Here is a 25265-nt window from a genome sequence, read left to right as displayed (position 1 = left end):
CCGGGAAGCTTCACGAGCGATCCTCAAGTCGCCTTCGAGCGCTTCTCCTGCGCGCCTTTGCCGGTGGTCGTACCGCGCTCCAGGATCAGAAGTGCGTGCCGATACCGAACGTCTCGCGGAGCCGGGCCATGTCATGGAGATCCCGATCCCTGGGCTCGTACCCCTGGTGGAAGTACACCTGCTGCGCGGCGGACAGGCAGGGCACGGTACGGCCCCCGACGCTGCCCGTGACGAAGCAGTCCGCCGGATAGAGGAACGGCTTCCCGGGCTCCGGCGACTCCTGGAGGGCGCTCCCGTCCGGGCCGAACGAGAGCGGGTGCAGATCGATCTCACGCTCCGTCCGGTCGGACACGACGAACCGTACGGGCCGCCAGTCGAGTGTTTCGGCGAACCCGGCGGCGGCAAGAGCCGCGACGACCGCCGGCTCCTGCTCCAGGCGGTGCATCAGGTCCAGATCCCGGTGCTCCCGGGTCTGCCGCCCCACCAGGGCGTCGACGCCCCAGCCCCCGCCGACCCACACCTCCGCACCGGCCGCCCGCAGCAGGTCCAGGATCTCCAGCACATCGTCGCCCGTCACGCGGTCGTGTCCCCTTCCCGAGGGAGGTGTGCGGTCCCGCCCCAGAGCCGCAGGCTCAGGCGGTGGCCGTCGCCCTGCCAGTGGGACAGCGAGGCGTTGGGCACCGGCGGCACGTCCTCGGGACCCGCGGCGCCGAGGCCCGCCAGGGCGAAGCGGACGGCGACGACCGCCGCGTCATGGGCGACGAGCAGCACGCGCCGCCCGGGCGCGGCCTGCTCCAGACCGGCGAGGAACCCGCGCACCCGCAGGGCGACATCGGCGAGCGATTCGCCGCCCGGCGGGCGGTAGAACCACTCGCCCAGCCGTTCCCGGCGGGCGGCCTCCTCCGGGTCCCGCGCCGCCAGCGCGGCCGGGGGGTACAGCTCGAAGACGCCCATCTCCCGGTCCCGCAGCCGCTCGTCCACCAGAAGCGGAAGCGGAGCGACGCCCTCACCGGCCGCGCACCCGGCCATCAGCTGCCAGGTCTGCCGGGCCCGTACGTACGGCGAGCAGACGACGAGGTCCAGCTCACCGGCGTACTCCACGAGCCAGCGCCCGAGCGCCCGCGCCTGTTCCTGTCCGAGGCCGGACAGCGGTACGTCGCGGTCGCGTCCTTCCAGGGGCGCCGCGCCCGCCTCGGCGAAGGCGACGTTGGCGGTGCTCTGCCCGTGCCGGACCGCCCACAACGCGCCGAGCGCGTTCGGGACGGGGAGAGGAGCCCCGCCCGGTTCCCCCTCGGGACGCCAGGGCGCCGCCTCGCCTCTTCCCCGTCCCGCGTCTGTCATGCCGTCAGGCTACGGGGAGTCCGGCCGCTCAGGCGGTGGTCGACGGCTTCTCGCGGAGGGCGTTCACCACCGCGCGTTCCAGGACCGCCGACGTGTTGGTGACGGTGCCCTTCCGGCCCATGGAGGTGTCCCGGATCAGATAGGTCCGCTCGCCCAGGTACGCCAGGGTCTTCGCGTCGAAGATCCAGGCGGTCCGCCACCCGGCGCGCTCGTCGTCGCGGGCCACGCCTATGCCGTGCCGCCCGGCCGCGTCCACCGCGTCGGAGTCCACGCTCACGCCGGGAATCCGCGCCGCGGCCTTGTACAGGGCGGCCGCGGTCCTCGGCGGCATCAGGGTCTCCCGCAGCAGCTCGCCGATGGCCTCGAAGGCGTCCTGGTCCGGGTCCCGCTCGTCGGCCGGGGTGTTCCGCGCGTCCTGGTCCGCGGTGATCTCGGCGGCGAGCCTGCGGAGGAGGGCGTCGGGGTCGGTGGGCAGGGAGGCGAGCCAGGTGTACGTCGGCCGGTTGAGGCCCGCCGGGTAGCCGACGGGCTTCTCGCCGTCCGGGACGCCGACCTCGATCGGGAAGTACGTGCCGTCCTCGTGGATCAGCCCCTCGTCGATCACCGGTCCGGACTTCTGCGCCATCCAGACCTCGCGCTCACCGGGCTTCCCCAGCTTCACCGGACCGCCGAACGCGCCCGTGTTCTCCGCCTGCAACGTCCTGACGTACACGTACTGGGCGTCGGTGACCTCGATCGCGTCGCTCTTCGAGGCCACCGTGGCGATCCGGTCCAGCAGCACGGTCGCGCCGCGCGGGGCCGTGGCCGTGGCGGCGGTGCGGGGGGTCTCGTCCCGGCCGGTCACGGTGAGCGTGGTGAACAGGATCCCGCCCAGGGCCAGTCCGGCGGCGGGCAGCAGGACGGCGGGGCGCAGGAGGTGGGGCCGGGAGCGGGGCCCGGGGCGGGCGGTGGCGCGGTCGCCGTCCTGGTCGATCAGCTGCATCAGGGTTTCCTTGTGGTGGAGATGGCGCCCCGGGGGCAGGTCCCGTTCGGCCGGGGCCGGCAGCAGCCGGGCCAGTTCCTCGCGTTCGGCGCCGGTGGGGCCGGAGGCACGGTCGTTCATCGGGCTTCCTCCTGAAGGGGCAGGGCCACGAACGCGGCCCTGCCCTGTACCTCTCCGCGACGGGGGCGGGGTTCCCCGGCGTTGTCGTTCCGTTTCCGTTCCCTGGCCAGCCGCTCGTCCGTGAGCCGCCTCAGCCGTTCCCGAGCGCGGGACAGCCGCGACCGCACCGTGCCCACCGGCACGCCGAGCGCCTCGGCGGCCTCCGCGTAGTCGAGGCCCGACCAGACGCAGAGGGCCAGCACCTCACGGTCCTGGCGGCGCAGTCCGTCCAGCGCCTGCCGGACCGCGGCGAGCCGCCGGGTGTCGTCCACCTGCCCGGCGGCGGCTTCCGCGATGTCCGCGACGGGCTCGGGCGCGGGGCGCCGGGCCAGGAAGGCGAGGCGCCGGCCGGTACCCCGGTTGGCGTTGCGCGCCTTGTTGGTGGCGATGCCGAGCAGCCACGGCAGCAGCGAATCGCCCTCCGGCTCGACGGATTCCCGGGTGCGCCAGGCGGCGAGGAAGGTCTCGGACATGACCTCCTCGGCCGTCGACCAGTCGCCCGTCAGCCGGTAGGCATGGTTGTAGACCGCCCGCGCGTACTCCTCGTAGAGCACGGCGAACGCCTGACGGTCGCCCGCCCTGATGCGTGTGCGCATGCGCTCCCGGTCTTCCTGATCATCACATCTCACACCTCTACCTCTCCGCCCGCTGCGGCGGGTTCCCGTGACCCCCGCCACACCGGGCGGGCGTCAGACGGTGGCGGCGGGAGCGAACTCCTCCGGCAGTCGCGGCGGAGTCCCCTGTGTCCATACGATCCGCAGCGCGGTGGCGGAGATCCGCCAGCCGTCGGCCGTCCTGACCAACTCGGCCTCCGCGTGCCCGGCGGAGACGAAGACGTCGTCGGTGCTGCCCGCGAGGACATGGGTGCTCAGCTGGGCGCCCCGGGCCGTGGCCCGGTCGCCGTCGACTTCGATGACATTGTTCGTACCGAAATGCGCGGTCCGGTCGAACAGCGCCATGCCCTTACGCACGCGGTCCAGCACGGCATCGCGCCCGTGGACGGTGCCCACGGGCATCTCGGCGGTGACGTCCTCGGTGTGGAACGCGCGAGCCCACTCCTCGTCAAGGACATCGTGGTCCAGGGAGTGGAGGTAGCGGTTCAGAAGGTCGGTGATCTCGGCACGGTCGGTCAGGTGGCGCAGCTGTCGCCGCGCTTCTTCGGTATCCATGGCGCAAGCCTCGTATCTCAAGCGGACTTGAGGTCAAGGTGCTGCGTTGTCAGACCCGTCTGGGATGCTCCGGGGATGGAGACGGAGACCGAGATGACGCCCGAGATGACGGTGCAGCTGACGATCGACTGTGCCGATCCGCAGCGGATGGTGGCCTTCTGGGCCGAGGCTCTGGGGTACGTCCCCGAGCCGCCGCCGGAGGGGCATGCGAGCTGGCGTGCCTACTGGGAGGACATGGGGGTGCCCGAGGAGGAGCTGCCGCCCGGGGCGGGGGACCTGCCGGAGTCGATCATCGATCCGGCCGGGCACGGGCCGCGAGTGTGGTTCCAGAAGGTCCCGGAGGTGAAGGCGGTCAAGAACCGGTGGCACTTCGACCTCAAGGTCGGCGGGGGGCGTGCCGTTCCGCGGGAGGTCCGCAAGCAGCGGGTCGATGCCACGGTGGCGCGGCTGGTCGGGGCCGGTGCCACGGTGGCGGAGGTCAGGGAGCTGCCGGACATGGACTTCTACGCCACCGCCATGCTGGACCCGGAGGGCAACGAGTTCGACGTGGTCTGACGGCCACGGTCACCGCCGTTCGTGAACGGCGGTGACCGGTGGTGCACTTCCGGGCGCTCAGAGGATCTGGATGCTCTTGATCCGGGGCGGGTTGTTCGGGAACGTGATGTCCGTCCAGCGGTTGATCCGGACCGAGTCCCCGTTGACGTCGTAGTAGATGAGGTCGTTGTTGCCGGTGACGATCCGGTCGGCCCACCAGCCGCCGAAGTCGGTCCGGCCCGCGTTGGCGTAGCAGTCGACGCTCTGGCGGCCGTCGAGGTGGGAGTAGATCTTCAGGAAGTCCGCACCGCCGACGCACTCCACGTGGTCGATGGCGTAGGCGGACCCTACGGGGACGGCGACGGTCAGCGAGGCCGCGGCGGTGAATGCCATGGCCAGGGAGCCGAGAATCCGCTTGCCCTGTGCGATCACGGGATCTCCTTCGTACGAGCCCGGCGTCGCGCGGCCGGGCGGGACTTGGGGGACTCGGCCGGGGTCCGGCCGGGTCGGTGACGTGGCGCCATGACATACCGGGGCGCGCTCCGCCGAGCCGGTGGCGACTCGTTGACGATCTTGTAGGCATGGCACCGGCATATGCGGAAGGCGGAGCGGCGCCGCCCGTTTTCGACCCGATCGGGCGAGGGTGACGGCTACCGCGCCCCGATGTCGTACGCGACGCCCTCGGCGACCGCCCGCAGCTTGTCCGGGTTGGCCACGTTGTGGATCGCGGTGATGCGCCCCTGCGCGTCGAAGTCGAAGGTCACCGTGGCGATGACGCGGTCCGGGCCGCTGAACACCATGCCCGGACCGCCGTTGATCTCGACGAGTCCGGCCTTCATGTCCTCCGGCTCGACGCCCTGGTAGGCGACCGTGCCGATCGCCGCGAACCAGCCGGCCACCGTGGCCGCCCCGGTCACCGGGCGCAGGGCCTGGCGGACCTTGCCGCCGCCGTCGGTCCACAGGGTGACGTCGGGGGAGAGGAGTTCGAGGAGGGCGTTGACGTCACCGCCCGTCGCGGCGGCGTGGAAACGTTCCGCCGCCTCGCGCTGCCGCGCCCGGTCCGCCTCGAAGCGCGGGCGCCGGGCCCGCACATGCGCACGGGCGCGGTGCGCGGCCTGCCGTACCGACGCCTCGGAACGCTCGACCGCCTCGGCGATCTCGGCGTGGCTGAAGGCGAACACCTCCTTCAGCACGAACACGGCGCGCTCCAGCGGACTGAGCGTTTCGAGCACCACCAGCATGGCCATCGACACCGACTCGGCGCCCAGCGCGGCCGATTCGGCGTCCGGGACGGGCTCGGAGGGGCCGCCGCCGGTCAGGATGGGCTCCGGCAGCCACGGCCCGACGTACGTCTCCCGCTTGTACCGGGCGGACCGCAGCCGCTCCAGCGCCAGGTTCGTCACGATCCGGGTCAGGTACGCCTTGGGGTCGGCCACCTGCGAACGGTCCGCGGCGGACCACTTGAGCCAGGCGTCCTGCACGGCGTCCTCGGCGTCGGCGGCGGTGCCGAGGACGCGGTACGCCACGGAGAACAGCAGCCGCCGGTACTCCAGGAAGACCTGCTGGCCGGGATGGGCGAAACGGTCGGCGGCGCCGGTCACTTGTCCCCCCGGATACGTCGGATGCGCGTGAAGCGCCCTCCGCGCGGCCAGAACGCGCCCGACGCGGGCATCTTCTTCATACGGCCGTACGTCGGCCAGGGTGAGGCTGTCACGGTCTCCTTGTACCGGACGGCCACCGCTCCCACCAGGCAGATCCGGCGCGGGCTGTCGTCGGGCCGGGTGAACTGGACGACGGCGTCGCCCCGGCCCAGGCTCACCGGCGTGTGGTAGTAGCCGAACCGGAACGGCTTGGGCTCCTTGCCGCGCAGCACCCGGTCGATCGACAGCGCCGCGTGCACCCCGGTCGGCATGCCGCCCTGGCAGGTCCCGTGCATGACCCCGTAACCCTGGCGGATCGCGGCCGCGTCGCCGACCGCGTACACCTCGGGGTGCGAAACGGAACGCAGCGCCCGGTCGGTGACGATGCGTCCGCGCTCGTCCGTCTCCAGGCCGGCGGCGGCCGCCAGCGGGGCCACCCGGGTGCCGCCCGTCCACAGGACCGCGTCGGCCGCGATGCTCTCGCCGTCCGCCAGCTCCACCGAACCGGCGAGCACCTTCGCCACGCTGACGCCGCCGCGCACCCGCACGCCGAGTCGGTCGAGCGCGGCCCGCACACGCGCCGCCGCCCTGGCGTTCATGGTCGCGCCGGGCTGCGGGCCGCCGAGCAGGACCACATCGAGGCGGGGGTACCGCTCGGCGATCTCCGCCGCCGACTCGATGCCGGTGAGCCCGGTGCCGACGACGGCGACGGTGCCGTGGCCGCCTTCGAGGGCCTTCAGCCGGTCGGCGAGCAGCTGCGCGTCCTCGGCGCTGCCCAGGGTGTACGCGTGGTCCTCGGCGCCCGGGACCGCAGCGGTGTCGGCGACCCCGCCCAGCGCGTACACCAGCGTGTCGTAGGACAGGACGCGCTCGTCGTCGATGCGTACGGTCCTGGCCCCGGCATCCACCGCCGTCACCCAGCCCCGCGTGAACCGCGCGCCCGTGCCCTCCAGCATCTCCGGGACGCTCATCGCGTCGAGGGGACGCCCGGCGGCCACCATGTGCAGCCGCATCCGCTCGGTGAACCGCTCCCGCGCGTTCACCACGGTCACCCGCACCGCGTCCCCCCGCTTCCCCGTCCGGGCCGCCAGTTGCACGGCGGCGGCCATGCCCGCGTATCCGGCTCCCAGAACCACGATGTGGTGCGTCTCCCGCTGCGTGCTCATGATCGGTCCTTCCTCCATCGGTCGCTGACAACCAGGGGATGGGGGCGGGGCCCTCGGATGTGACATGGCGCGAGTGTGGCGTGGGTCATAGGTAACCAGTTATAGTGGTTACATGGATGCTGCACCCTTGGGACTGACCCTGCGGTCCACCACCGGAGCCGCCTACCGGTTCGACCCGGGTGCCCTGTGCCTGGAGCTGCTGACGACCGGCGGCCCCGGCCCCTACCAGCGGTACGAGGTCCTGCACCGGCCCGCCGACGTGACCGCCTGGGCGGAACGCTCCCGGCTGACCCCCACCCCCGAGCTGGCCGTCTCCGCCGTGGAGGTCACGGCGGTACGGCTTCTGCGCGACGCGCTGTTCCGCGTGGTCATCGCCCACACGCGCGGCGAACCGCACCCGCCCGGCGACCTGGCCGTCATCAACGAGGCCGCCGCCCGCCCCGCCCTGGCGCCCGCCATCGCCCCGGACGGCAGCCGCCGGTGGGCGGGGGCTCCCAGCGGGACGGCGCTCGCCGCCACCGTCGCGCGCGACGCCGTCGAGCTGCTGACCGGCGCCCACGCGCACCGCATCCGCACCTGCGCCGCCGAGGACTGCCACCTGATCTACGTGGACACCTCGCGCCCCGGCCGCCGCCGCTGGTGCTCGATGGAGCACTGCGGCAACCGTCACAAGGTCAGGGCGCTGCGCGCCCGCCACTCCGAGGAAGGATGACCGATGCCCACCGGACTCACCAGGGACACGGGCTGGCAGATCGGCGTGTCCCGCACGCTGCCCCACCCTCCGTCCGTCGTCTGGGACTTCATCAGCGGCCCGGAAGGACTCGCCCTCTGGCTCGGCTCGGACACGGAGCTGATCCCGGAGCGCGGTGCGCCCTACCGGACGGCGGCGGGAGTGACCGGCGAAGTACGCGGCTACCGCCCGGCCGACCGCATCCGCGTCACCCACGGCACCACCACGCTCCAGATGGCCATGACCCCGGCCGCCGACGGCGCCCGCACGATGCTTCGCTTCCACCAGGAACACCTGGCGAGCGCGGAGGAACGCGAGCGGCAGCGAACCCACTGGCAGCGGGTGATGGACCAGGTGGAGGCCGCGCTGGACCGGCCGTAGAGGATTCCGCCTCTCTGCCGGTCGTCAGTGGGCGGCGGACGGTGCGTAGTCCTCGACGGCCATCGCGTTGTAGAGGCGCGCACTGCGCGTCGTGAGACGGAGCAGCGCGCGGCCGGGGCCTGGCGGCAGGGCGGATACCAGGCGGGCGCCTTGCGCCAGGCCCCAGCCGCCCAGCCGCGACGTGGGGATCAGCGTGCGCGCCGCGCTCGACGCGACCGCACGGCTGCCGCGTACGTGCTCCGCCATCACCCGCTCGTACGCCGGGAACGCCCGCTCCTGGTCACCCCCGGCGCGGGCCAGCTCCCCGGCCAGGACGTACGCGCCGACCACGGCCAGCGTGGTGCTGCCGCCGACCGCGGGACCGGGGCAGTAGCCCGCGTCCCCGACGAGCGTCACCCGCCCCCGCGACCAGCTGTCCATCCGCAGCTGGCTGATCGAGTCGAAGTAGAACGCCTGCGTACGGTCCAGCTCCTCCAGCCACCCGTCCACCTGGGGATGCAGCCCGGCGAACGCCCCGCGCACCAGCTCCTTCTGCCGGGGCACGTCCCGGTGGTCCCCGTCGAGTTCGCGCGCGCTCCGGAACAGGAACAGGACCCGGGCGTCGTCCAGATGGCGCGCCCCGTACGCACCGGCGGTGCGCCCCACCCCGACGTGCATCAGCAACTCCCCGTCCAGACCGGAGACGTTGGGCAGGCCCAGCACCGCGAAGTGGGCCCCGAGGAAGGAACTGCGGCCCGCGTCCGCGCCGAAGACGAGGCGGCGCACGGTGGAGTGCAGCCCGTCCGCGCCGACGACGAGATCGAAGCGGCGGGGCGCGGCGTGCTCGAACGTCACCTCGCCGCCGGGGGCGACCGAGGTGACCGAGTCGCCGAAGAGGTACTCGACGTCGTGGCGGGTGGCGTCGTAGTAGATCGTCGTCAGGTCGTCGCGCATGACCTCGACGTGCCGGTCGGAGGCGCCGCCGAAGATCTTGGCGAGGTCCGCCCGGACGGGCCGCCGGGCGCCCTCCCGGAAGACGCTCATCCGGTCCGTGCCGGTGGCGCGCTCCTCGATGCGCGGCAGCACTCCCATCCGCTCCGCGATGTCCACGGCGGGCCGGAACAGGTCGACCGCGTGGCCACCGGTCCTGCGCAGCGCCTCGGCGCGCTCCACGACGGTGACCTCGAAGCCGTACCGGGTGAGCCAGTGGGCGAGCACCGGACCGGCGATCCCGGCCCCGGAGACGAGAATCCGCACGACGTCCTCCCCTCAGCCGTGGAGCGCGGCGAAGTCGAGCAGAGGGCCCGCGACCCGGGGCGGGTCCTCAAGGATGGGCGAGTGCCCAAGACCCGGCAGCAGTTCCACCCGGGCGCCCGGGACGGCGTGGTAGTCGGCGGCGGACGAGGAGCGCCAGCGGCGGTCGTCCTCGCCGAACAGCACCAGCAGCGGCTTCCCGAGCACCGCCAGGCGCTCCGGCAGCGCCCGCTCCTCCAGATAGGCGCGGGTGGCCCCCATGGTGGCCGTGAAGGAGTGCAGCGTCATGGCGCGCACCTCGCCAAGGAGCGCGTCCGGCACCCGGTAGCCGGGGCGGCTGAAGCCCGTGCTCGCGAACTGCCGGATCTGCTCGTCGCTCGGCGGCCACTGCGCGGGACCGGCGGCGCCGGTGGCGATGAACGCGCCCAGGCTCGGTCCGGTGTTGACGAGCACCACGGCGGACACCAGCCCGGGGCGCTCCTCGGCGAGTGCGGTCGCGGTCACCCCGCCGCTGGAATGGCCCACCACGACGGCCCGCCCGGCACCGAGCCGGTCCAGCACCTCGCCGGTCCGCCGCGCCTGGTCCGGGATCGCGTAGCGGCCCTCGTCCGGCTTGTCCGACCCGCCGTGCCCGAGCAGATCGACCCGTACGACGCGGTGGGTCCCGGGCGCCGTCAGCAGGGGAACCAGCGCGTCCCACGAGCGGGCCGAGGACGCCGAACCGTGGATCAGCAGGAGCACGGGCGCCTCGCGCGGCCCGTCCTGGCAGACGTGGAGGGTGTCGCCGTCGTCCAGCGTGAGGAGCGACGACCCGGTGGTCCTGGAAGCAGTCATGCCCCCACTGTCGCGACCGGCCCCGTCCGCGTATTGAACGAATGTTCCGGCAGGCGCGGGCCTCGTAGCATGGAGGGGTGAACACGTTCACGCACGGTACGGCTGTGTGGGACGTCGCCCGTCCGCAGCGGCCGAGCCGGGTGGCCGGAGTCACCATGGCCGGATTCGGCGTCCTCGACCTGGACGAGTTGCGCATGGTCCCGCACCCCGCGGTCACGCTGCTCCTCGAATTCGGCGCGGGGACGCCCGTTCTCGACCGCGCCACCGGTGAGCAGCAGCGCGGCTGCCTGGTCGCCGGGCCCGGGCTCGGGGCCGGGGGAGCGGTGCGGGTGCGCGGGGAGAACGTCGAGTGCGTGCAGGTGCGGCTGTCCCCGGTGATCGCCCGCGCGGTCCTGGGCGTGCCGCCCTCCGAGCTGGACGGCGCGGTCGTTCCGCTGGACGCGCTGTGGGGCCGTGAGGCGTCCCGGATCCGCGAACAGCTCGGCGAGGCCCCGTCCTGGCAGGCCCGCTTCGCGCTCGCGGACACCCTGATCACCCGCCGGTACGCGGCCGGGGCGGCGGTGGACCCGGAGGTGGCCCGGGCCTGGCGGAAGCTCACCGAGGGGCACGGGCGGCCCCGGGTCGAGGAGCTCGCCGCCGACGTCGGCTGGAGCCGCAAGCGGCTGTGGTCCCGCTTCCGCTCCCAGCTCGGCCTGCCGCCCAAGCGCGCGGCGACCCTGGTCCGCTTCGACCACGCCGCGCACCGCCTGGTCGCGGGCGAGGGCCCGGCCCGGGTGGCCGCCGACGCCGGGTACGCCGACCAGTCCCACCTGCACCGCGACGTCATGGCGTTCACCGGGGCCACCCCGGCGAAGCTGGCCGCCGAACCGTTCCTCGCCGTGGACGACCTCGCCTGGCCGGGGCGCACGCTGACGAAGGGCCAGGCTGACGGAAGGTCACGGTGACGCCCGGTCAGGCAGGCGACAGAGAAGCGGGGAAGTTCTATCCGTTTCTTCAGCAGGGGCCAACCTGCGCGTCCGGGCGCATGGCCGCATGGCCGCATGGCCGCATGGTGCCACGGTGCCGCTCCGTGGATGCGACAAAAGGGCCGGCCCTACGACGTGAACTGCCCCGGCTTCCGCCCCGCGCCGCCCGGGCCCCGGTACGCCTGGGCGATGCCCAGCCACTCCTTGGCCCTGGCCCCCTCCGTCCGTATCGCCAGGTCGGCGTGGTGTCGGCGACGGGAGACCAGTAGCGCGAAGTCAGCGGCCGGGCCGGTGACCCGGTCTTCGGCGTCCTCCGGTCCGAAGGTCCATGTGGTGCCGCCGGACGGGGCCGTCAGCTCGAAGCGGAACTCCTCGCGCGGCGGCTCCATGCCGTGTGCCTGGTATCCGAAGTCCCTTGTGTGCACGCCGAACCAGGCCAGGTGTCCCACCCGGTCGGTGTACTCACGGCGTACCCCGAGCGCGTCGGCGATGTCCTGGCCGTGCGCGAAGACCTCCATCAGTCCGGCCGCGGCGAGCACGGTCGGCGGCAGGGGGTTGACCAGCCACGGCACGGTGTCCTTCTGGTCGGCCTCGGAGAGTCCGGCCACCGAGGCGGCCAGCTCCTCGCGCCAGCGTGCCCGCGCCGCCTGGGGGCCTGCCGCCAGGAACTGCGCGAGCGCCGCGTCGACCGCCGCCTGAAAACCGTTCTTGGCCTGTGTCGCGTATTCCGCGAAGCGCTGCGGGTCACGTGCGGAAGTCGCGGCGAGATGGCAGACGAAAGCAAGGTGCGCGACCTGGTGGGCCACGGTCCAGCCCGGCGCGGGCGTGGGCAACTGCCACTGCTCGTCGGTGAGATGGTCGAGGAGCGCGTCGATCTCCTCGCCCTCGGCCACGAGATCCGAATACACGTCAAGTGATTTCGACATATGCGGTCCTTTCGGGAAGGCGGTTCCTGCGCAGGCTGGTCAATGTGTGGCGGAACAAGTCTGTTGCGGAACCCGGTGATTCGTCTTCTTGCCCGTTGCCCGGTGCGTGCCACCCACCCTTCGGCGCGGAACTCGACCGGCATTCACGAAGATGCGCTCCCTACCGCACCCACCCAAAATCAAGCACGCCGCACGAATCCAAGCGCACGGACACAGACAGCCACACGGCATTCGCCGCGTCCCAGGGAGTCCGCCATGCCAGAAACGGAATGCCCGCCATCGAGAAACACCGTTCTTGAGGCATTCGCCGACACGATCATCCCCGGCGAGAAACGTCATCCGGACGACCGGGCCGTGGCCGGGGTGAGCCAGGGCGGCGGGGCAGTGGCGGCGGGCGCGATCGACGTCCTCGAAACACCCGAAGGCGGCATGGCCCCGGCGCTTGACGACCTGGCCCGCATGCTCGACGAACACGCTGTCGCATACCGCGCCGGGCGCGGGCTGCCCGAGGACCGCGAGCCCTTCGTCGGCCTCAACTACGACGACCGGCTGGCGCTGGTGGGCGAGCTGCTTGCGCCCGGCCACCCGGAGCACGCCATGTGGGCCGGACTGGCGATGTTCAGCTTCATGGCCTTCGACACGGGCGCCCACATGCACACCGCGGACGCAATCGCGGCCGGGCACCCGGGTCTCGCCACCCTCGGCTTCGCACCGCCCGACGAGGACGGGCTGTGGCGTTTCCCCGCCTACTCCTACGGCCGCCCACTCGCAGACGTGCACCCCGACACCGATCCCACTGGGAGCCCCGTGTGAATGCCACCGAAACCACGGACGTCCTGATCGTCGGCAGCGGCTTCGGCGGCTCGATCACCGCCTACCACCTCGCCGCCGGCGGAGCGAAGGTGACGGTACTGGAGCGCGGGCCCTGGCTGAACTCCGAGGAATTCGACCACGACTTCAAGTTCGGCTCCTCGGCCACCCGCGTGTTCGACTTCGTGGTCGGCGACGGGATGAGCGTGCTCGGCGGCAACTGCGTGGGTGGCGGCAGCGTCGTCTACTTCGCCACCATGCCGCGTGCGCCGCGCTTCGTCTTCGAGCGCCACGGGTCCATCGGCCGCCGGATGTGGCCGGCCGCGATCGACCGCGACGCGCTCGAACCCTGGTACGACCGGGTGGCCGAGGCCCTGCCGGTCACCTCCACCTCATGGGACGAAGTCCCCTACATCGGCGGGGTGTTCGCCGCCGCGTGCAAGGCCGCCGGGCACACCGCGAATCCGTCACCGTCCGCCGTGGACACCAGCCTGTGCACCAACTGCAACTGGATGATGTCCGGCTGCCGGTTCGACGCCAAGCGGTCCCTGCTCCTCAACTACCTGCCCGCCGCCCTCTCGCACGGCGCCGAGATCAGGCCGCTGCACGAGGTGCAGAAGATCACCAAGCGGGACACCGGCGACTACCGGGTGCACTACAACACGATCGACGAGGTGGACTACCGGCAGCAGACCGGCTCCGGCACCATCGACGCCAAGATCGTGATCCTCGCCGCCGGCACCGCGGCCACCCCGGTCATCCTGCAACGTTCGGAGCCCGAGCTGGGTCGCATGCCGCACGCGGTCGGCCGCTACTTCTCCGGCAATGGCGAACGGCTCAACACCGCGGTCCTCGAAGACGACAAGGTCAGGGAACTGCTCGGGCTCTCCCGCGACGAGGCGAACGCGTACGGCGCCTACCAGATCGGCCGCGGACCGGTCGTGGCGTCCTGGGACCGCCTCGACGGGGACCTGCCGGAGTACGAGCGGTTCTCGCTGGAGCAGCTGTACTTTCCCCCGGGCTTCGGCACCATCCTGGCCCAGGTGCCGGATGCGAAGGGCCCCAGCTGGTACGGGCCGGAGAAGAAGGAGATGCTGCGCAAGTGGCGGTCCTGGCTGACGGTCTTCACCATGTCGGAGGACGACAACGAGGGCGTGTTCGGCCCGCCGCCGCCCACCGGCAACTCGGAACGGCTCTCTCAGCAGCTGCTCGGCTTCGGCAGCCTGCGCTACCGGCCCACCGAGAACACGCTGCGCGGCTGGGAGGTGTCGGACGCGGCGGTCCGGGACATCCTCGAACACAACGGGCTGGCCCGGGTGATGCCGTGGACCAACGACGTGATCGGGGCGTACACGGTGCACCCGCTCGCCTCGTGCCGCATCGGCGACGACCCGGAGACCTCCGCGCTCGACGACCGGCACGAGCTGCGCGGGCACCCGGGCATCTTCGTCACGGACGGATCGGCCGTACCGGGGGCTCTCACGGTGAACCCGGCCTTCACCATCGCGGCACTCGCCGAACGGGCGGTGCCCGGCATCATGCACGCGCTGCGCGAACGCGGCGTCGAGGTGCGTTACGGGGCACCCGCGCCGGACGGCGGAGGCGCGGCCCGGCGCGGCACCGCGGCCGCCGTACGCACGGTCCTGGGATGACCGGCATGGCCCCGGTCACCGCGCGCGCCATGCGCGGACTCGCGCTCGCCCAGATCCGCTACGTCACCCCGGTGCGGCCCGGGGACGCGGACGGTCCGACGGCCGAGGTGTACCGGCAGGTGGAACGGGAGTTCGGCGTGCTGGCGCCCCCGGTGGTGCTGCACTCGCCCGCGCCCGAGTTGATGACCGGCGCCTGGCTGATGCTCCGGGAGGCCCTGATCGCCCCGGGCGTGGTCGACCGCGCGGTACGCGAGGCGGTCGCCGCGGGCGTCTCGGCGGCGAACAGCTGTCCCTACTGCGTGTCCGTGCACGGCGCCACGCTGCGCGGCCTGGCAGGCGACCAGGCCGCCCGGACCATCGTCGGCGGGCGCCTCACGGAGGTGGCCGACGAGCGGCTGCGCGAGGCGGCGCACTGGGCCACGACGGCATCCCTGCGCCCCCGCGACGGCGAGGCCCCGCACATGCCGTTCACCGCGCGGGAGGCCCCCGAGTATGTCGGTGTGGCGGTGCTCTTCCACTACCTCAACCGGATGGTCAACACCTTCTTGGAGGACGCGCCGATGCCGGCCAGTGCGCCCCGGGCCGGGCTCGGCATGGTGCAGCGCGTCCTCAGCGCCATGATCCGCGGCGCGAGCCGGAGGATCGGCGCGGCCGGTGACTCACTCGCCCTGCTCCCGTGGGAACCGGTGCCTGCCGACCTCCACTGGGCGCAGGCCAGTCCGCACATCGCGCAGGCATTCGCCCGGGCCGCCGGCGCGGTGGACCGGGCGGCCCGCCAGGTGGTCGCCCCGAGCGTCCGGGACCTGCTCGACCGGGAACTCAGGGTCTGGGACGGTGCTCCGCGGGGACTCGGCCGTGGCTGGCTGGACGCCCTGCTGGCGACGCTGCCCCCGGCCGACCGCCGGGCCGGCCGGCTCGCACTGCTCGTCGCCTTCGCCTCGTACCAGATCGACGCCGGTGTCATCGAGGACTACCGCGGGGACCGGCCGGACGACGACGCCGGTCTGGTCGTGCTGGCCTCTTGGGCGGCGCTCTCGGCGGCCCGCCGGGTCGGCGGCTGGACCGCGGGGGCGCCGGCCGCGAACGGTGGGCCTGGAGGAACGGGGTGAAGATTTCCGGGGCGCTCTGAGGGGCTCCTGGTCGCCACTGCGGCGGGCGCGGTCGGACCGCGCCCGCCGCACAGCTGTGTCCAAGCGGGTTCCGGTCGTCCCGTCAGACATGGTTCCCCTTCTCCACGGCCGCATGGCGGGTCTGATACGCACACAGCTTTGGGCAAGGCTGCGTCCGAGGCAAGAGGCGTGCATCTCGCGGCGTGCCCTCCCAAAGGACACCGCCACAACGGCAACTAGCCGAAGTAGCGCGATTCGTTGCCAGAGGTGATCCGATTCTTCTAGCTTCGCCCGGTCGGAACGGTGGCGTGGAGACCGGTGTCGCAAGGAGAGAGATCGTCATGCACTCCAGGCAGTGGATGCCCCATGATGCGCCCGCTTGGAACACCGCACCCCGGCTGATTGGTGTCGGCACCCGTATACGGATGTCAGCGGGAGCGTCCGGCAGAACGATTCGCTCGGAAAGTGGAGGAATCCGTGAACGGAATCGCTGCACGAATGAGGGACCAACCGCCTTACTTCACCCAGTCCGTGTACGTGAAAGACCTCGTGGTCGCGGATTCACCGCGTATCAACGGGGTCGACGAAGCTCATGCGCGCCGCCTCGCTGATGTCTTCCCCTCGCTGCCGCCGATTCTGGTGCACAGCCCGTCCATGCGGGTGATCGACGGGATACACCGGGTCAGGGCAGCAATAATTCTCGGACTCGACACGGTCGACACCCAGTTCTTCGTCGGGTCCGAAGCCGAGGCGTTCATCCAGGCGGTCGCCCGGAATACCGCCGACGGCCTGCTTCTGACGCTGGCCGACCGCAGCGCCGCCGTGCGACGCATCCTCGACAGCTTCCCCGCCATGTCCGACCTGAGCGTCGCCGTCTACACCGGGCTCGACGCCGGCGTCGTGGCCGAGGTGCGCTGGCGCGCCGCGGTTGGCGCGGCGGAGCCCGACCATGCCGGCGGTGCGGCCAGGCTGCCCGAGCCGGTCACCGCCGCATGCGCCCAGGCCGCCACACCCGGGCGCAGCAACCCCGGAGAGCAGCGGGAACCCGGCGAGCGGACGGCGGGGGCGCTGTCCGGCGGCGCCCCGCAGAGCGCGGGGGAGTGCGCGCGCGGACACGAGGAGGAGCACGCCCCCCGGGCCCAGCCGTCTCTGGTCCCGCCCCGGGTGCCCACGGCGCGAGACCCCCAGCTTTGCGGCGGGCGGCCCGTGATGGCGCGCACCGCCCGCGACCGGCTGCGCATCCTGAGCAACAACCCGTCCCTCCGGAACTCGCAGGCCGGACGGGAATTCCTGCGCTGGCTGCACGGGCATTTCCTCACGGACAAGGCATGGAAAGAACGTGTCGACGCGATTCCGCCGCACTGCACGGAGACCGTTGCGGAAATCGCGCTGAAGTGTGCGGACGCCTGGCGGCGCTTCGCTGAAGAACTTTCGGACAGGGAAAGGATGCAGTCAGTTCCCGCCGGCCGTTCCCGCGCTTGAATCCTTCGAAGGGGTTACCCATGACCACCGCTTCCATGGAGATCGCAATCCTCCAGGTCATCGACTATATGCATGAACGTCTTGACCAGGATCTGACCACTGACGACCTGGCAAGGACCGCACAGTTCAGCAAGTTCCATTTCTCCCGGATGTTCAGGGAGGTGACGGGCGTTTCGCCGGGGCGCTTTCTGTCCGCGCTCCGCATTCAAGAGGCGAAGCGCCTTCTGGTCGGCACCGAGCACAGTGTCGCGGATATCAGCGCCCAGGTCGGATACGGCAGTGTGGGGACATTTAGCTCGCGGTTCAAAGAGTGTGTCGGAATATCGCCGAGCAGATTCCGGGAACTGGACGGGAATTTCAGGGGTTTGACCCCGCAGCCGACATCACTGGCAAGTGCTTCCGGTTCCGCTCAGGGGCTCTCCGTGCACGGCCGCATCGTGCTGCCGGGCGACCGGCCCCTTGGGCAGGTGTTCGTCGGGCTCTTCGAGACCCCCATCCCCCAGGGCAGCCCCGCGCAGTGCACCATCATGGACGGACCCGGCCCGTTCGAACTGCGCGACGTCCAGCCGGGGACCTGGTATCTGATGGCCGCCTCCGTCCCCTACGGAAGCCCCTCGGTCGTGGCCGGCCGCGGACACGGAGGCCCGGAGAACCTGTCCGTCGGACGCTGCGGGCCCGTCACGGTCAGGCCCGGGGTGCTGCTGATGCCCGCAGACGTGGTGCTCCGCCCGGCCAGCCCGCTGGACCCGCCGGTGCTGATCGCCGTGCCCGGGAGTAGTGCGGATGCCACGTCCGGAGGGGTACGCCGCCGGCACGACGCGACGGCGATCGGCGCGCACTTGCGCGCCCCGGCCCGCCTGTGAGCTGTCCCCGCTCCTGCCCGTCCGGGGATTTCGCTGCCCTCCATATGCCTATGGCATATGGAGGGCGGTCTTGCCCAGGAGCCACTGAGCTCTTTCCGACGGGTTCCCGACGGGAGACGGGGACGCGGTGGCGCTGTCCCGTAATCCCTGGCGGCCAGAGAACAAGTGCCGGCCCTTCTCCCAAAGTGCTGAGTTGCCGGTGCCGCCCCCCGGAAAAGCTTCGGCGCCCTTAGCATTCGCCGCGTATCCCCCACTCTCCTTCAGGGAAGGCGGCACGCCTTGACGCACATACCTGCCCCAGTCGATGTACGGAACAGGTCAGCGTCCCCCGAACCTCCAGCCCCGTCCTTCTTCTTCAACGGACACGCGCCCCGCCCGCGGAGCCTGGGCCTGGCTGCTCCGGGCTTCTTACGCGACCCGCTGGCGAAGGTGTCGCGGGAGTACCCAGCCTGAGCCCCCCTGGGTGGCCACCCGGCGGGGCGCTCACGGATCGGCCCCCGCGCAGGTCACCAGCATTCGCTCGCGCGGCAGCGGGTGACCGCCGCCCCATGGGACGACGGAGCTGAGCAGGCGGTGCGCGTAGGCCGCCGACACCAGGGTCATGTGGTGGTGCCACCCCGGATAGGAACGCCCCTCGAAGTCGAGCAGGCCGACCTGTTCCTCCATGTCCCGTACCGCACGCGCCGCGCGGGGCAGCAACGCCGCCAGGCCGAGCACGTCCTTTGTGGAGGTCTCCAGCATGTTGGTGAGCCACAGTTGCGCGGGACAGCCCTTCGCCGTGTTCCGGACCACGAGCAGCCGATAGGTGCGCAGCGCCGCCCCGGGCCCCGTCTCGGGTACGTGGACTAAACAGGACGTCACGGTGCCGGCGCCGAGGTGGCCGGGCAGGGGCACCTCCTCGGTACGGACCTGGAAGCCGGGATCACGTTCATGAAGGCTGTAGGCAGGCAGGACCGGTCCGAGGAACGTTGGGGTGACCGGGCAGTGCGCCATTCGGACGCTGCCGGGGACGATCCTGAGCTTGCCGGGCACGGAGACGACGAACTCGCGCCCGCTCCCGTCGAGCCGGCCGATCAGATCGCTCGCCCCGGGTGTGCCCTCCAGGTCGGCCACCACGGGCAGCGGCCGCGACCGGGCGCGCCGGGCGGCGTGGCCGGCCAGCTCCAGCGCGTGCGACGCGAAGGGCCGGGCCCGCGCCGTATCCGGGATGCGGGTGCGCGCTCGCCGGATCGGGTCCTCGGTCCACGCCCGGGGAAGGAACAGGCTCCAGTTCACCGGGACCGCGGCGTCGTCGGATGCCAGAAAGGCGCCGACTCCCACCTGGCAGGTCACCGAGCGCCCCGTGGACGTCAGATAGCGGCGGTGCACCCCGCAGGAGTGCTGTCCGCGCTTGCGCAGGATGACCTGGTCGATCACCAGTGCCCGCGGGGGCAGGCGCCGTTCGACCCAGCGGGCGAGCTGCTCCCGGACGGGCATCCAGTTCCACGGGCTCGCGTTGACGAACTGCTGGAGCGACTGGGGGGCGGTGGGCGATCCCGAGACCGTTTCGGCAATGCGTCGTACCGATTTCTTTCCCGGTGTATTGAGCAGGCCCTCCAGATAAATGTGTGCCCAACGGCGTTGGTCGGCCCTCGGCAGGTGGTCGAACAGCTCTCTGGCGAACGCGGTCAGCGATGCCTGTGTGAGAGTTGTGGCGGGCGTCTCCATGCATCTCCCCCATATCTGCAAAAGCAAGCATTACGGGTCCGGATGGGCGGGCTGTGATGGTCGGGTGCAGCTGTTTCGGTGTCCTGCGGGAATGTTCAGGCACCGGGCGAATTCGAGTGCGTGCCGAGAGCGAATCGTGGAGGGCCACGGCCGAAGCAGCCCTCCATGCCATGCCTCCCATCTCACGTTTTCCGCGTGCTGCGACGACCGTCCAGGGCCTTGCGAGAGGGGTGACGGCAACCCAGGAAACGACATGTACCGAAGTGTTGGACCACCTTGATCAAGCCCCGCTACCGCGATGTAAAAATAAGAGGGGCACCCTCATTTTTTTCCACAGGGGCAACTGTTCCCACTTCGCTACCTCGGTACACATCGAGCGCCGCACGGAAGTACGCGACTCGCAAAAATGTGCGAGCCGGAGGATATTTGGAGACATTATGGTGAAACAGGACAGAGCTTTACGGACACGCACCGCCATCATCCGGGCCGCGGCTGTCGAATTCGGCCAGAGCGGCTACGACGGCACATCGCTCGCCCGCATCAGCAAGACCGCGGGCGTATCCATGGGCTCACTGGGCTTCCACTTCGTGACGAAGGCGGAAATGGCGGACGCCATCCAGGAGGAGGGCGGCCATCTCATCCGGGCCCTCGTGGAGCAGGTGACCGTACGGACGGCGCCACCGCTCACCCGGGTCGCCGATCTTGCGCTCGACCTCGTCCGCCTCTTGGAGACGGAGCCGTCGGTCCGTGCCACGGCCCGTCTCGCCCGGGAACGGGCCGCCCCTTCCGTCTGGCCCAGCAGTTGGCTGTCGGCCGTGCAGGACCTCCTCACCGAAGCCCACACGGCCGACCAGCTCCGCAACAGCGCCCTGCCCGGGGACGTCACCTCGCTGGTGGAGCACCTCATCAACGGGGCCGAGGCGCATCTGTACGCAAGACCGGAGACCGAGCACGGACACGAAGGGATCGTGAGGCAGCTCGAACGTGTCTGGAACCTCGCCCTGACGGGCGTATCACGGGAACAGCTGGCATGAACGGCGCCGGCGGACAGGTCCTGGTACCTGATCCCGTCGGCTGACAACCGCCTTGTGCGCAGGCGGCCTTCGGCTGAGTGCGATCGGTGAGACCGCGCTCAGCGTGAAGGCCGCGATCCGCTATGAGCAGGCTCCGGTGTCACGCTTTCCGCACGGACATCCGCAGGCCCCCGCGTACACGCAGCGAGAGCATCGGCTCGGGCACCACGGACGCGCCCTTCGGCAGCACCAGGCGGAGTTCACGCATGACCATCGCGATGACGAACACCGCTTCCATCATCCCGAGGTGGTTCCCCACGCAGAACCGTGGTCCGGCGCCGAACGGGATGTACGCGTAGCGGGGGCGCTGCGCCCGTCGCCGCCGGTCGAAGCGCTCCGGGTCGAAGCGTTCGGGCTGCTCCCAGAACCCGGGGTGCCGGTGCAGCGTGTAGGGGCACACCACCACGTCGGCGCCCTTGGGAATGCCGTATCCGGCGATCACGTCGGGGGCCTGGGCGATCCGGGAGAGCATCCATACCGGCGGGTAGAGCCGCATGGTCTCCTCCACCACCATGGAGGTGTACGTCAGCCGGTGCAGGTCCTCGTACTCGGGCAGCCGGTCGCCGAGCACGCTGCGGGCCTCGTCGCGCAGCCGCTCGGCCACCTCGGGGTCCTGGTCGATGAGGTGGAAGGCCCAGCTGAGGGTGCTGGCCGTGGTCTCGTGCCCGGCGAGCAGCAGGGTGACCAGCTCGTCGCGCAGCCTGCGCCGGGCGACCTGCGGGTCCTGTTCGGCGTGCACGGATTCGAGCAGCCGGGAGAGCACGTCGTCGGTGTCTCCGCCGGAGCGCGACGCGCGTTCCGCCGCCAGCTTCTCGGTCACCTTCTGCAACCGGGCCCGGGCGGCGCGGAAGCGGAGCTGCTGGGGCAGCGGCAGGAACTGCGGGACCGCCCCCAGGGTGACGACCTCGAACATCGCCTGGTCCTGTACGGCCTCGAAGTCGTGGCCGATCGAGGTGTGGCCGCTCAGATCCTCGTCGAGCAGGGTGCGCCCGAGCACGCCGAGGGTCAGCTCGGTCATCTCGCCCGTGATGTCCACCGGTCCGGTCCCCGTACGGGAGCGCAGCCGGCCGACCATCCGGGCCGCCTCCTCGGCCACGACCTTGGCCTGGGCCGCGATCCGTTTGGCCTGGAACGCGGGCTGGATCACCCGGCGCTGTTCCCGCCACAGCTCGCCCTCGCTGGTCAGCAGTCCGTCACCGAGCGCCCGGCGGGCCTGGTGCAGGCCGATGCCCTTGTGGTAGTTCGCCGGGTTGTCGGCGAGCACGTATTTGGCGTAGTCGGGATGGTTGAAGAAGTAGAGCGTCTTGGGGCCGATCGCGACCCGGACGGCATCGCCGTAGCCGTCCGCGGCCGTGCGCATCAGCGCGAGCCGGTCGCGCAGGAGCATGTTGAGCAGCTTGAAGGTGGCCAGCCGGGAGGGGCCGGGAGGGACCCGCCGGATCCCGGTCGCTTCGGCCCGGGTGGCGGTCACAGGGCCCGGCCCTCCGCGCCGGCGGTGAGCCGTTCGGCGATCCGGCAGCGCCAGATCTCGTAGGCCGGCGTGTCCCGGTCGGCGCCGGGACCGGGCCGCGACTCGCGGCAGACGGCGACGGCCTGCTCGGGGGTGGTGCCGCACAACACCTCGGTGGCCAGCGCGGTGTGCGCGTTGTCCAGCCCGGCCTCGACGCGCGCGGTGGCGGCGAACGCGGAGCCCTGGGCAACCCACTGGCGGTGCTTCCCGGACCGCTCCAGGAAGAGCTGAAGTTCCTCCTTGCCGACGCCCCCGGCGTACGTGGCGGCCAGGGCGGCCCCCGCGTAGAGGTCGGCGTGCCGGTCCTCGGGGAACGCGTCGAGCAGAGCGGTGATCCGCTCGACGTCGGTCCCGCCGACGAACCAGGCGGCGCGGCCGACCCCTTGGTCGATGACCCGGTTCGCGTACGGGGAGCGGGGGGCGCCGGGCCAGGTGAAGCCGGGGTCCTGATACTGCCCGTGGACGTACTGGTCGGTGCGGAAGTACGCCTGGTGGAAGCCGTATCCGTCGAGCGCGAGCCAGCGCAGCAGCGGGTCGGCGAGGTACATCCGCGACCAGCGGAACCGCGGCACCCGGGCCATGGCCCAGCCGACGCCCACGTAGGCCATGTAGGCGTGCTTCGAAGCCTCGCCGTCCAGGAAGCGTTCCACGTGCCGGCTGCCGCCGATCGGCAGTCCGTCACGCACCGCCATCCCCATCGCGGCCCCCTCGTACGCGAACCCGCGGAACTCCGCCGGTACGGTTTCGAGCCCGACTTCGGCGTCCGCGGTCGATGAGGACGCGGCGGCGTGGGCATAGCCGGTCAGGAAGGACTCGCCGACCATTTCGAGCCGTTCGCGCGCCTCGGGGCTCTTCTCGTGGAAGCCGCGGGTGGACAGCTTCGTCTCGTTCATGCTCGGGGTCAGCAGGCGGCTGCGGAGCCGGCCGAACTGATTCGCCATTTCTACTCCTTGTGGGAAGGGGTGACGACCGTGCTCAGCCACTGCGTGCGGATGTTCCGGCGCCACAGCTCGTATTGCGGCTCGGGTCCGGTGCCGGTGCGCTCGACCTCGGTGCGGTCGGCCAGGTCCACGGCTTCCTCGATGCGCAGTCCGGTCAGTGCGGACGCCGCCGCGACCGTGTGCCCGGGTACGAAGTCCGCGTAGTGCCGCGCCTTGACGGCGAACACCGCGCCGACCGCGAGGTCCCCGGCGTAGCCGTCACGGGCGGCCGTGTCCCGCATCCGGCCGAGCTCTGCGGCCGTCGCGCCGCCCGCGAAGGTCGCGGCGAGACCGACGCCGCTCCACAGGTCGGCCCGCCGGTCCTCGGCGAACCGTGCCACGGCCGCGGCCACCGCGGTCGGGCGGCCGCCGTGGATGAACCACAGTGCCCGTCCGATGCCCTGGTCGACGGCCCGCAGGAAGTAGCCGGGGTGCCCTTCCCAGGGGTAGGGCACGGGGCGCTGCTGCTGGTCGACCCAGCGCGCCGTATGGAAGTACGCGAGGTCGAAGCCGTATCCGTCGACGGCCAGCCAGCTCATCGTGGGGTGGAACGGGATGTCGCTGAGGTCGGGCAGTATCTTGCGCCACAGCGGGCGGGGCAGCCGCGCCATGGCGAATCCGATGCCTATGTAGGCCAGGAAGAAGTGCGGGCGGCCGGAGCCGAGGATCAGCTCCCCGGTCCGGTGCCCGCGTATCGCGTCGCGCACGGTGAACGCCATGGCGGCCCCCTCGTACGCGAAGCCCCGCATCTCGGGTTCGACCATCGCCAGCCGCTGTTCCACCTCCGCGGTGCCCCGGGACTCGATGCCCCACTCGAATCCGACGACGACCGACTGGGGGATCATTTCCAGCCGGTCCGTGGCCGGGGTCCGGGTGACGGGGAACTTCCGGCCGGCGAAGCTGACCGAGTGCAGCGAAGGGGCGAGCACGAGCCTACGCAGCGAACCGAGCGGTGTGGCCATCTGGCAGCTCTCCCTTGGTGGTCGGTCTCGGTGGTCCGGTCAGGCCGGCAGCTGGTGGAATCCGCCGCCGAAATACAGCAGCGGGTCGTCGGTCTCCCGGCGCCCGATGTCGAGCACCGAGCCCAGGAAGATGGAATGGTCACCGCCGTCGTACACCGCCGCAAGGCCGCATTCCAGCCATGCCTGAGCGTCGGTCAGGACGGGGGCCCCGGTGTGCTGTCCCGGCGTGGAGTCGACCGTCTCGAATTCACGGGAGCCGCGCGGCCTGCCGCGGTCCGCGAAGTACTTGGCCACATCCTGCTGATGGCCCGCCAGGACCGAGACCGCGAACGCCTTCTCGGTGAGGATGGCGTCGTGCAGCGCCGCCGTGCGCTTGACGCACACCAGGATCATCGGCGGTTCGAGCGAGACGGAGGTGAAGGAGTTCGCGGTCATGCCCTGGGGGGTGTCCCGGCCCGTGGTGAGGACGGTGACCCCGGTGGCGAAGCGCCCCAGCACACCGCGCAGTTCACCGAGTGCGAGGTCCGGGCCCGTCGGGTCCGCCGCGGGCGGCGGGCCCACGGAAAGCCGGTCTACGAGGGTCATGCCCCGGCCCCGCTCGTCGTACCGATGAGCTGCCCCTGCCCGGGTGCGGCGTACGGCGCGAGCGCGTTGCGCAGCGCCTCGGGCACCCGTGCCGGGCGGGTGTCCGCGTTGGGGCCGCGCATGCACGCGATCCGTTGCCGGCCCCTGGCCACGAGGTCCTCGGTCCCGTCCGGTCGCACCCGGACGTAGTCGAAGCTGAAGGCCACCTGGGTCTGGGTCAGGTCGTCGAGGCGCATACGGATGGACAGCTCGTCGAACGCCGTGATCTCCGCGAAGAACTCGCAGTCGACCTTGAGGGTGAAGAGCTTCAGGTCGTCCTGGATGTCCGCGAGCACTTCGGGTGCGCGCTCGTGCAGGAACATCTCCCGGCACCGGCCCTGCCATCGCAGGTAGTTGACGTAGTAGACGTTGCCGACCAGGTTGGTGTCCTCGAACCCGACCAGGTGGCGGTACTCGTAGTACGGCGACATCG

27 protein-coding genes are annotated in these 25265 nt (G+C 71.6%); 10 read left to right on the top strand and 17 right to left on the bottom strand.

Going from position 1 to position 25265, the window contains the following annotated elements; all coding sequences use genetic code 11:
* Positions 1 to 85: 85 nt before the first annotated feature.
* The 5 genes from AMK18_RS33105 to AMK18_RS33085 all read right to left on the bottom strand — a co-directional run bounded on the left by AMK18_RS33105 (position 86) and on the right by AMK18_RS33085 (position 3651).
* Positions 86 to 577: a nucleotidyltransferase domain-containing protein gene (locus AMK18_RS33105; protein ID WP_073865739.1), complete on the bottom strand. Its 492-nt coding sequence runs from the start codon at positions 575 to 577 to the stop codon at positions 86 to 88.
* The gene (locus AMK18_RS33100) at positions 574 to 1341 is read right to left on the bottom strand and encodes a histidine phosphatase family protein (RefSeq protein WP_079199391.1); all 768 of its coding nucleotides are present in this window, start codon (positions 1339 to 1341) and stop codon (positions 574 to 576) included. Before AMK18_RS33100 ends, AMK18_RS33105 begins: the two co-directional genes overlap by 4 nt.
* 28 nt (positions 1342 to 1369) lie before the next feature.
* Complete coding sequence (locus AMK18_RS33095; RefSeq protein ID WP_073865737.1) at positions 1370 to 2443, bottom strand: CU044_5270 family protein; 1074 nt, start codon at positions 2441 to 2443, stop codon at positions 1370 to 1372.
* Positions 2440 to 3078 carry an RNA polymerase sigma factor gene (locus AMK18_RS33090; protein WP_073865736.1) on the bottom strand — a complete coding sequence of 213 codons (639 nt, stop codon included), beginning with the start codon at positions 3076 to 3078 and terminating at the stop codon, positions 2440 to 2442. The genes AMK18_RS33095 and AMK18_RS33090 overlap by 4 nt, the downstream gene beginning before the upstream one ends.
* A 93-nt stretch (positions 3079 to 3171) precedes the next feature.
* Positions 3172 to 3651: a nuclear transport factor 2 family protein gene (locus AMK18_RS33085; RefSeq protein WP_073865735.1), complete on the bottom strand. Its 480-nt coding sequence runs from the start codon at positions 3649 to 3651 to the stop codon at positions 3172 to 3174.
* 75 nt (positions 3652 to 3726) lie between these two features.
* Between AMK18_RS33085 and AMK18_RS33080 the strand changes: the two genes are divergently transcribed.
* Positions 3727 to 4206 carry a VOC family protein gene (locus AMK18_RS33080; RefSeq protein ID WP_073865734.1) on the top strand — a complete coding sequence of 160 codons (480 nt, stop codon included), beginning with the start codon at positions 3727 to 3729 and terminating at the stop codon, positions 4204 to 4206.
* A gap of 57 nt (positions 4207 to 4263) precedes the next feature.
* Here the strand turns inward: AMK18_RS33080 and AMK18_RS33075 are convergent, their stop codons facing one another.
* From AMK18_RS33075 to AMK18_RS33065, 3 genes are all read right to left on the bottom strand, one after another.
* Positions 4264 to 4617: a beta/gamma crystallin domain-containing protein gene (locus tag AMK18_RS33075; protein WP_018105894.1), complete on the bottom strand. Its 354-nt coding sequence runs from the start codon at positions 4615 to 4617 to the stop codon at positions 4264 to 4266.
* Between the two features lie 218 nt (positions 4618 to 4835).
* Complete coding sequence (locus AMK18_RS33070) at positions 4836 to 5786, bottom strand: RNA polymerase sigma-70 factor (protein ID WP_073865733.1); 951 nt, start codon at positions 5784 to 5786, stop codon at positions 4836 to 4838.
* Complete coding sequence (locus AMK18_RS33065) at positions 5783 to 6991, bottom strand: NAD(P)/FAD-dependent oxidoreductase (RefSeq protein WP_073865732.1); 1209 nt, start codon at positions 6989 to 6991, stop codon at positions 5783 to 5785. Before AMK18_RS33065 ends, AMK18_RS33070 begins: the two co-directional genes overlap by 4 nt.
* Before the next feature lie 112 nt (positions 6992 to 7103).
* Between AMK18_RS33065 and AMK18_RS33060 the strand changes: the two genes are divergently transcribed.
* Both AMK18_RS33060 and AMK18_RS33055 read left to right on the top strand, forming a co-directional pair.
* Positions 7104 to 7703 (top strand): CGNR zinc finger domain-containing protein, encoded by a 600-nt coding sequence (locus tag AMK18_RS33060; protein WP_241836713.1) that lies wholly within the window; start codon positions 7104 to 7106, stop codon positions 7701 to 7703.
* Positions 7704 to 7706: 3 nt separating this feature from the next.
* Positions 7707 to 8102: an SRPBCC family protein gene (locus AMK18_RS33055; RefSeq protein WP_073865730.1), complete on the top strand. Its 396-nt coding sequence runs from the start codon at positions 7707 to 7709 to the stop codon at positions 8100 to 8102.
* 24 nt (positions 8103 to 8126) lie between these two features.
* On the opposite strand, the gene AMK18_RS33050 is transcribed toward AMK18_RS33055, so the two are convergent.
* Together AMK18_RS33050 and AMK18_RS33045 are read right to left on the bottom strand one after the other, a co-directional pair.
* Entirely contained in the window at positions 8127 to 9338 is a 1212-nt protein-coding gene (locus AMK18_RS33050; RefSeq protein WP_073865729.1) for an FAD-dependent monooxygenase, read from the bottom strand.
* Positions 9339 to 9350: 12 nt separating this feature from the next.
* On the bottom strand, positions 9351 to 10169 hold the full coding sequence (locus AMK18_RS33045; RefSeq protein WP_073865728.1) for an alpha/beta fold hydrolase: 819 nt from the start codon (positions 10167 to 10169) through the stop codon (positions 9351 to 9353).
* A gap of 77 nt (positions 10170 to 10246) precedes the next feature.
* On the opposite strand from AMK18_RS33045, the gene AMK18_RS33040 reads away from it, so the two are divergent.
* On the top strand, positions 10247 to 11113 hold the full coding sequence (locus tag AMK18_RS33040) for a helix-turn-helix domain-containing protein (RefSeq protein WP_073865727.1): 867 nt from the start codon (positions 10247 to 10249) through the stop codon (positions 11111 to 11113).
* Between the two features lie 149 nt (positions 11114 to 11262).
* Here the strand turns inward: AMK18_RS33040 and AMK18_RS33035 are convergent, their stop codons facing one another.
* The gene (locus AMK18_RS33035) at positions 11263 to 12060 is read right to left on the bottom strand and encodes a TIGR03084 family metal-binding protein (protein ID WP_073865726.1); all 798 of its coding nucleotides are present in this window, start codon (positions 12058 to 12060) and stop codon (positions 11263 to 11265) included.
* Between the two features lie 255 nt (positions 12061 to 12315).
* Between AMK18_RS33035 and AMK18_RS33030 the strand changes: the two genes are divergently transcribed.
* From AMK18_RS33030 to AMK18_RS33010, 5 genes are all read left to right on the top strand, one after another.
* Positions 12316 to 12873 carry a DUF5987 family protein gene (locus tag AMK18_RS33030; RefSeq protein ID WP_073865725.1) on the top strand — a complete coding sequence of 186 codons (558 nt, stop codon included), beginning with the start codon at positions 12316 to 12318 and terminating at the stop codon, positions 12871 to 12873.
* Complete coding sequence (locus tag AMK18_RS33025) at positions 12870 to 14522, top strand: FAD-dependent oxidoreductase (RefSeq protein WP_073865724.1); 1653 nt, start codon at positions 12870 to 12872, stop codon at positions 14520 to 14522. The genes AMK18_RS33030 and AMK18_RS33025 overlap by 4 nt, the downstream gene beginning before the upstream one ends.
* On the top strand, positions 14519 to 15631 hold the full coding sequence (locus AMK18_RS33020; protein WP_073865723.1) for a carboxymuconolactone decarboxylase family protein: 1113 nt from the start codon (positions 14519 to 14521) through the stop codon (positions 15629 to 15631). The genes AMK18_RS33025 and AMK18_RS33020 overlap by 4 nt, the downstream gene beginning before the upstream one ends.
* A gap of 477 nt (positions 15632 to 16108) precedes the next feature.
* Positions 16109 to 17113, top strand: coding sequence for a ParB/RepB/Spo0J family partition protein (locus tag AMK18_RS33015; RefSeq protein WP_241836712.1), 1005 nt, complete (start codon positions 16109 to 16111; stop codon positions 17111 to 17113).
* Between the two features lie 20 nt (positions 17114 to 17133).
* Positions 17134 to 17976: a helix-turn-helix domain-containing protein gene (locus AMK18_RS33010; RefSeq protein WP_073865721.1), complete on the top strand. Its 843-nt coding sequence runs from the start codon at positions 17134 to 17136 to the stop codon at positions 17974 to 17976.
* Positions 17977 to 18459: 483 nt separating this feature from the next.
* Here the strand turns inward: AMK18_RS33010 and AMK18_RS33005 are convergent, their stop codons facing one another.
* The gene (locus AMK18_RS33005) at positions 18460 to 19683 is read right to left on the bottom strand and encodes an IS701 family transposase (RefSeq protein ID WP_073865720.1); all 1224 of its coding nucleotides are present in this window, start codon (positions 19681 to 19683) and stop codon (positions 18460 to 18462) included.
* Positions 19684 to 20120: 437 nt separating this feature from the next.
* On the opposite strand from AMK18_RS33005, the gene AMK18_RS33000 reads away from it, so the two are divergent.
* The gene (locus tag AMK18_RS33000) at positions 20121 to 20717 is read left to right on the top strand and encodes a TetR/AcrR family transcriptional regulator (protein WP_018105879.1); all 597 of its coding nucleotides are present in this window, start codon (positions 20121 to 20123) and stop codon (positions 20715 to 20717) included.
* A 139-nt stretch (positions 20718 to 20856) separates the two neighbouring features.
* On the opposite strand, the gene AMK18_RS32995 is transcribed toward AMK18_RS33000, so the two are convergent.
* From AMK18_RS32995 to AMK18_RS32975, 5 genes are read right to left on the bottom strand one after another with little or no spacing between them, the layout of a single operon-like run.
* Positions 20857 to 22227 (bottom strand): cytochrome P450, encoded by a 1371-nt coding sequence (locus AMK18_RS32995; protein ID WP_073865719.1) that lies wholly within the window; start codon positions 22225 to 22227, stop codon positions 20857 to 20859.
* On the bottom strand, positions 22224 to 23207 hold the full coding sequence (locus AMK18_RS32990) for a DUF1702 family protein (protein WP_018105877.1): 984 nt from the start codon (positions 23205 to 23207) through the stop codon (positions 22224 to 22226). Before AMK18_RS32990 ends, AMK18_RS32995 begins: the two co-directional genes overlap by 4 nt.
* 2 nt (positions 23208 to 23209) lie before the next feature.
* A complete protein-coding gene (locus tag AMK18_RS32985) occupies positions 23210 to 24208 on the bottom strand; it encodes a DUF1702 family protein (protein ID WP_073865718.1) in 999 nt (332 codons plus the stop codon).
* A 39-nt stretch (positions 24209 to 24247) separates the two neighbouring features.
* Complete coding sequence (locus AMK18_RS32980; RefSeq protein WP_018105875.1) at positions 24248 to 24793, bottom strand: flavin reductase family protein; 546 nt, start codon at positions 24791 to 24793, stop codon at positions 24248 to 24250.
* Positions 24790 to 25263: an acyl-CoA thioesterase gene (locus AMK18_RS32975; protein WP_018105874.1), complete on the bottom strand. Its 474-nt coding sequence runs from the start codon at positions 25261 to 25263 to the stop codon at positions 24790 to 24792. The genes AMK18_RS32980 and AMK18_RS32975 overlap by 4 nt, the downstream gene beginning before the upstream one ends.
* Positions 25264 to 25265 lie beyond the last annotated feature (2 nt).

The sequence above is a fragment of the Streptomyces sp. CB01249 genome (genome assembly GCF_001905735.1).
Taxonomy (GTDB): Bacteria; Actinomycetota; Actinomycetes; order Streptomycetales; family Streptomycetaceae; genus Streptomyces.
This window is presented reverse-complemented; position numbering and strand designations above follow the sequence as displayed.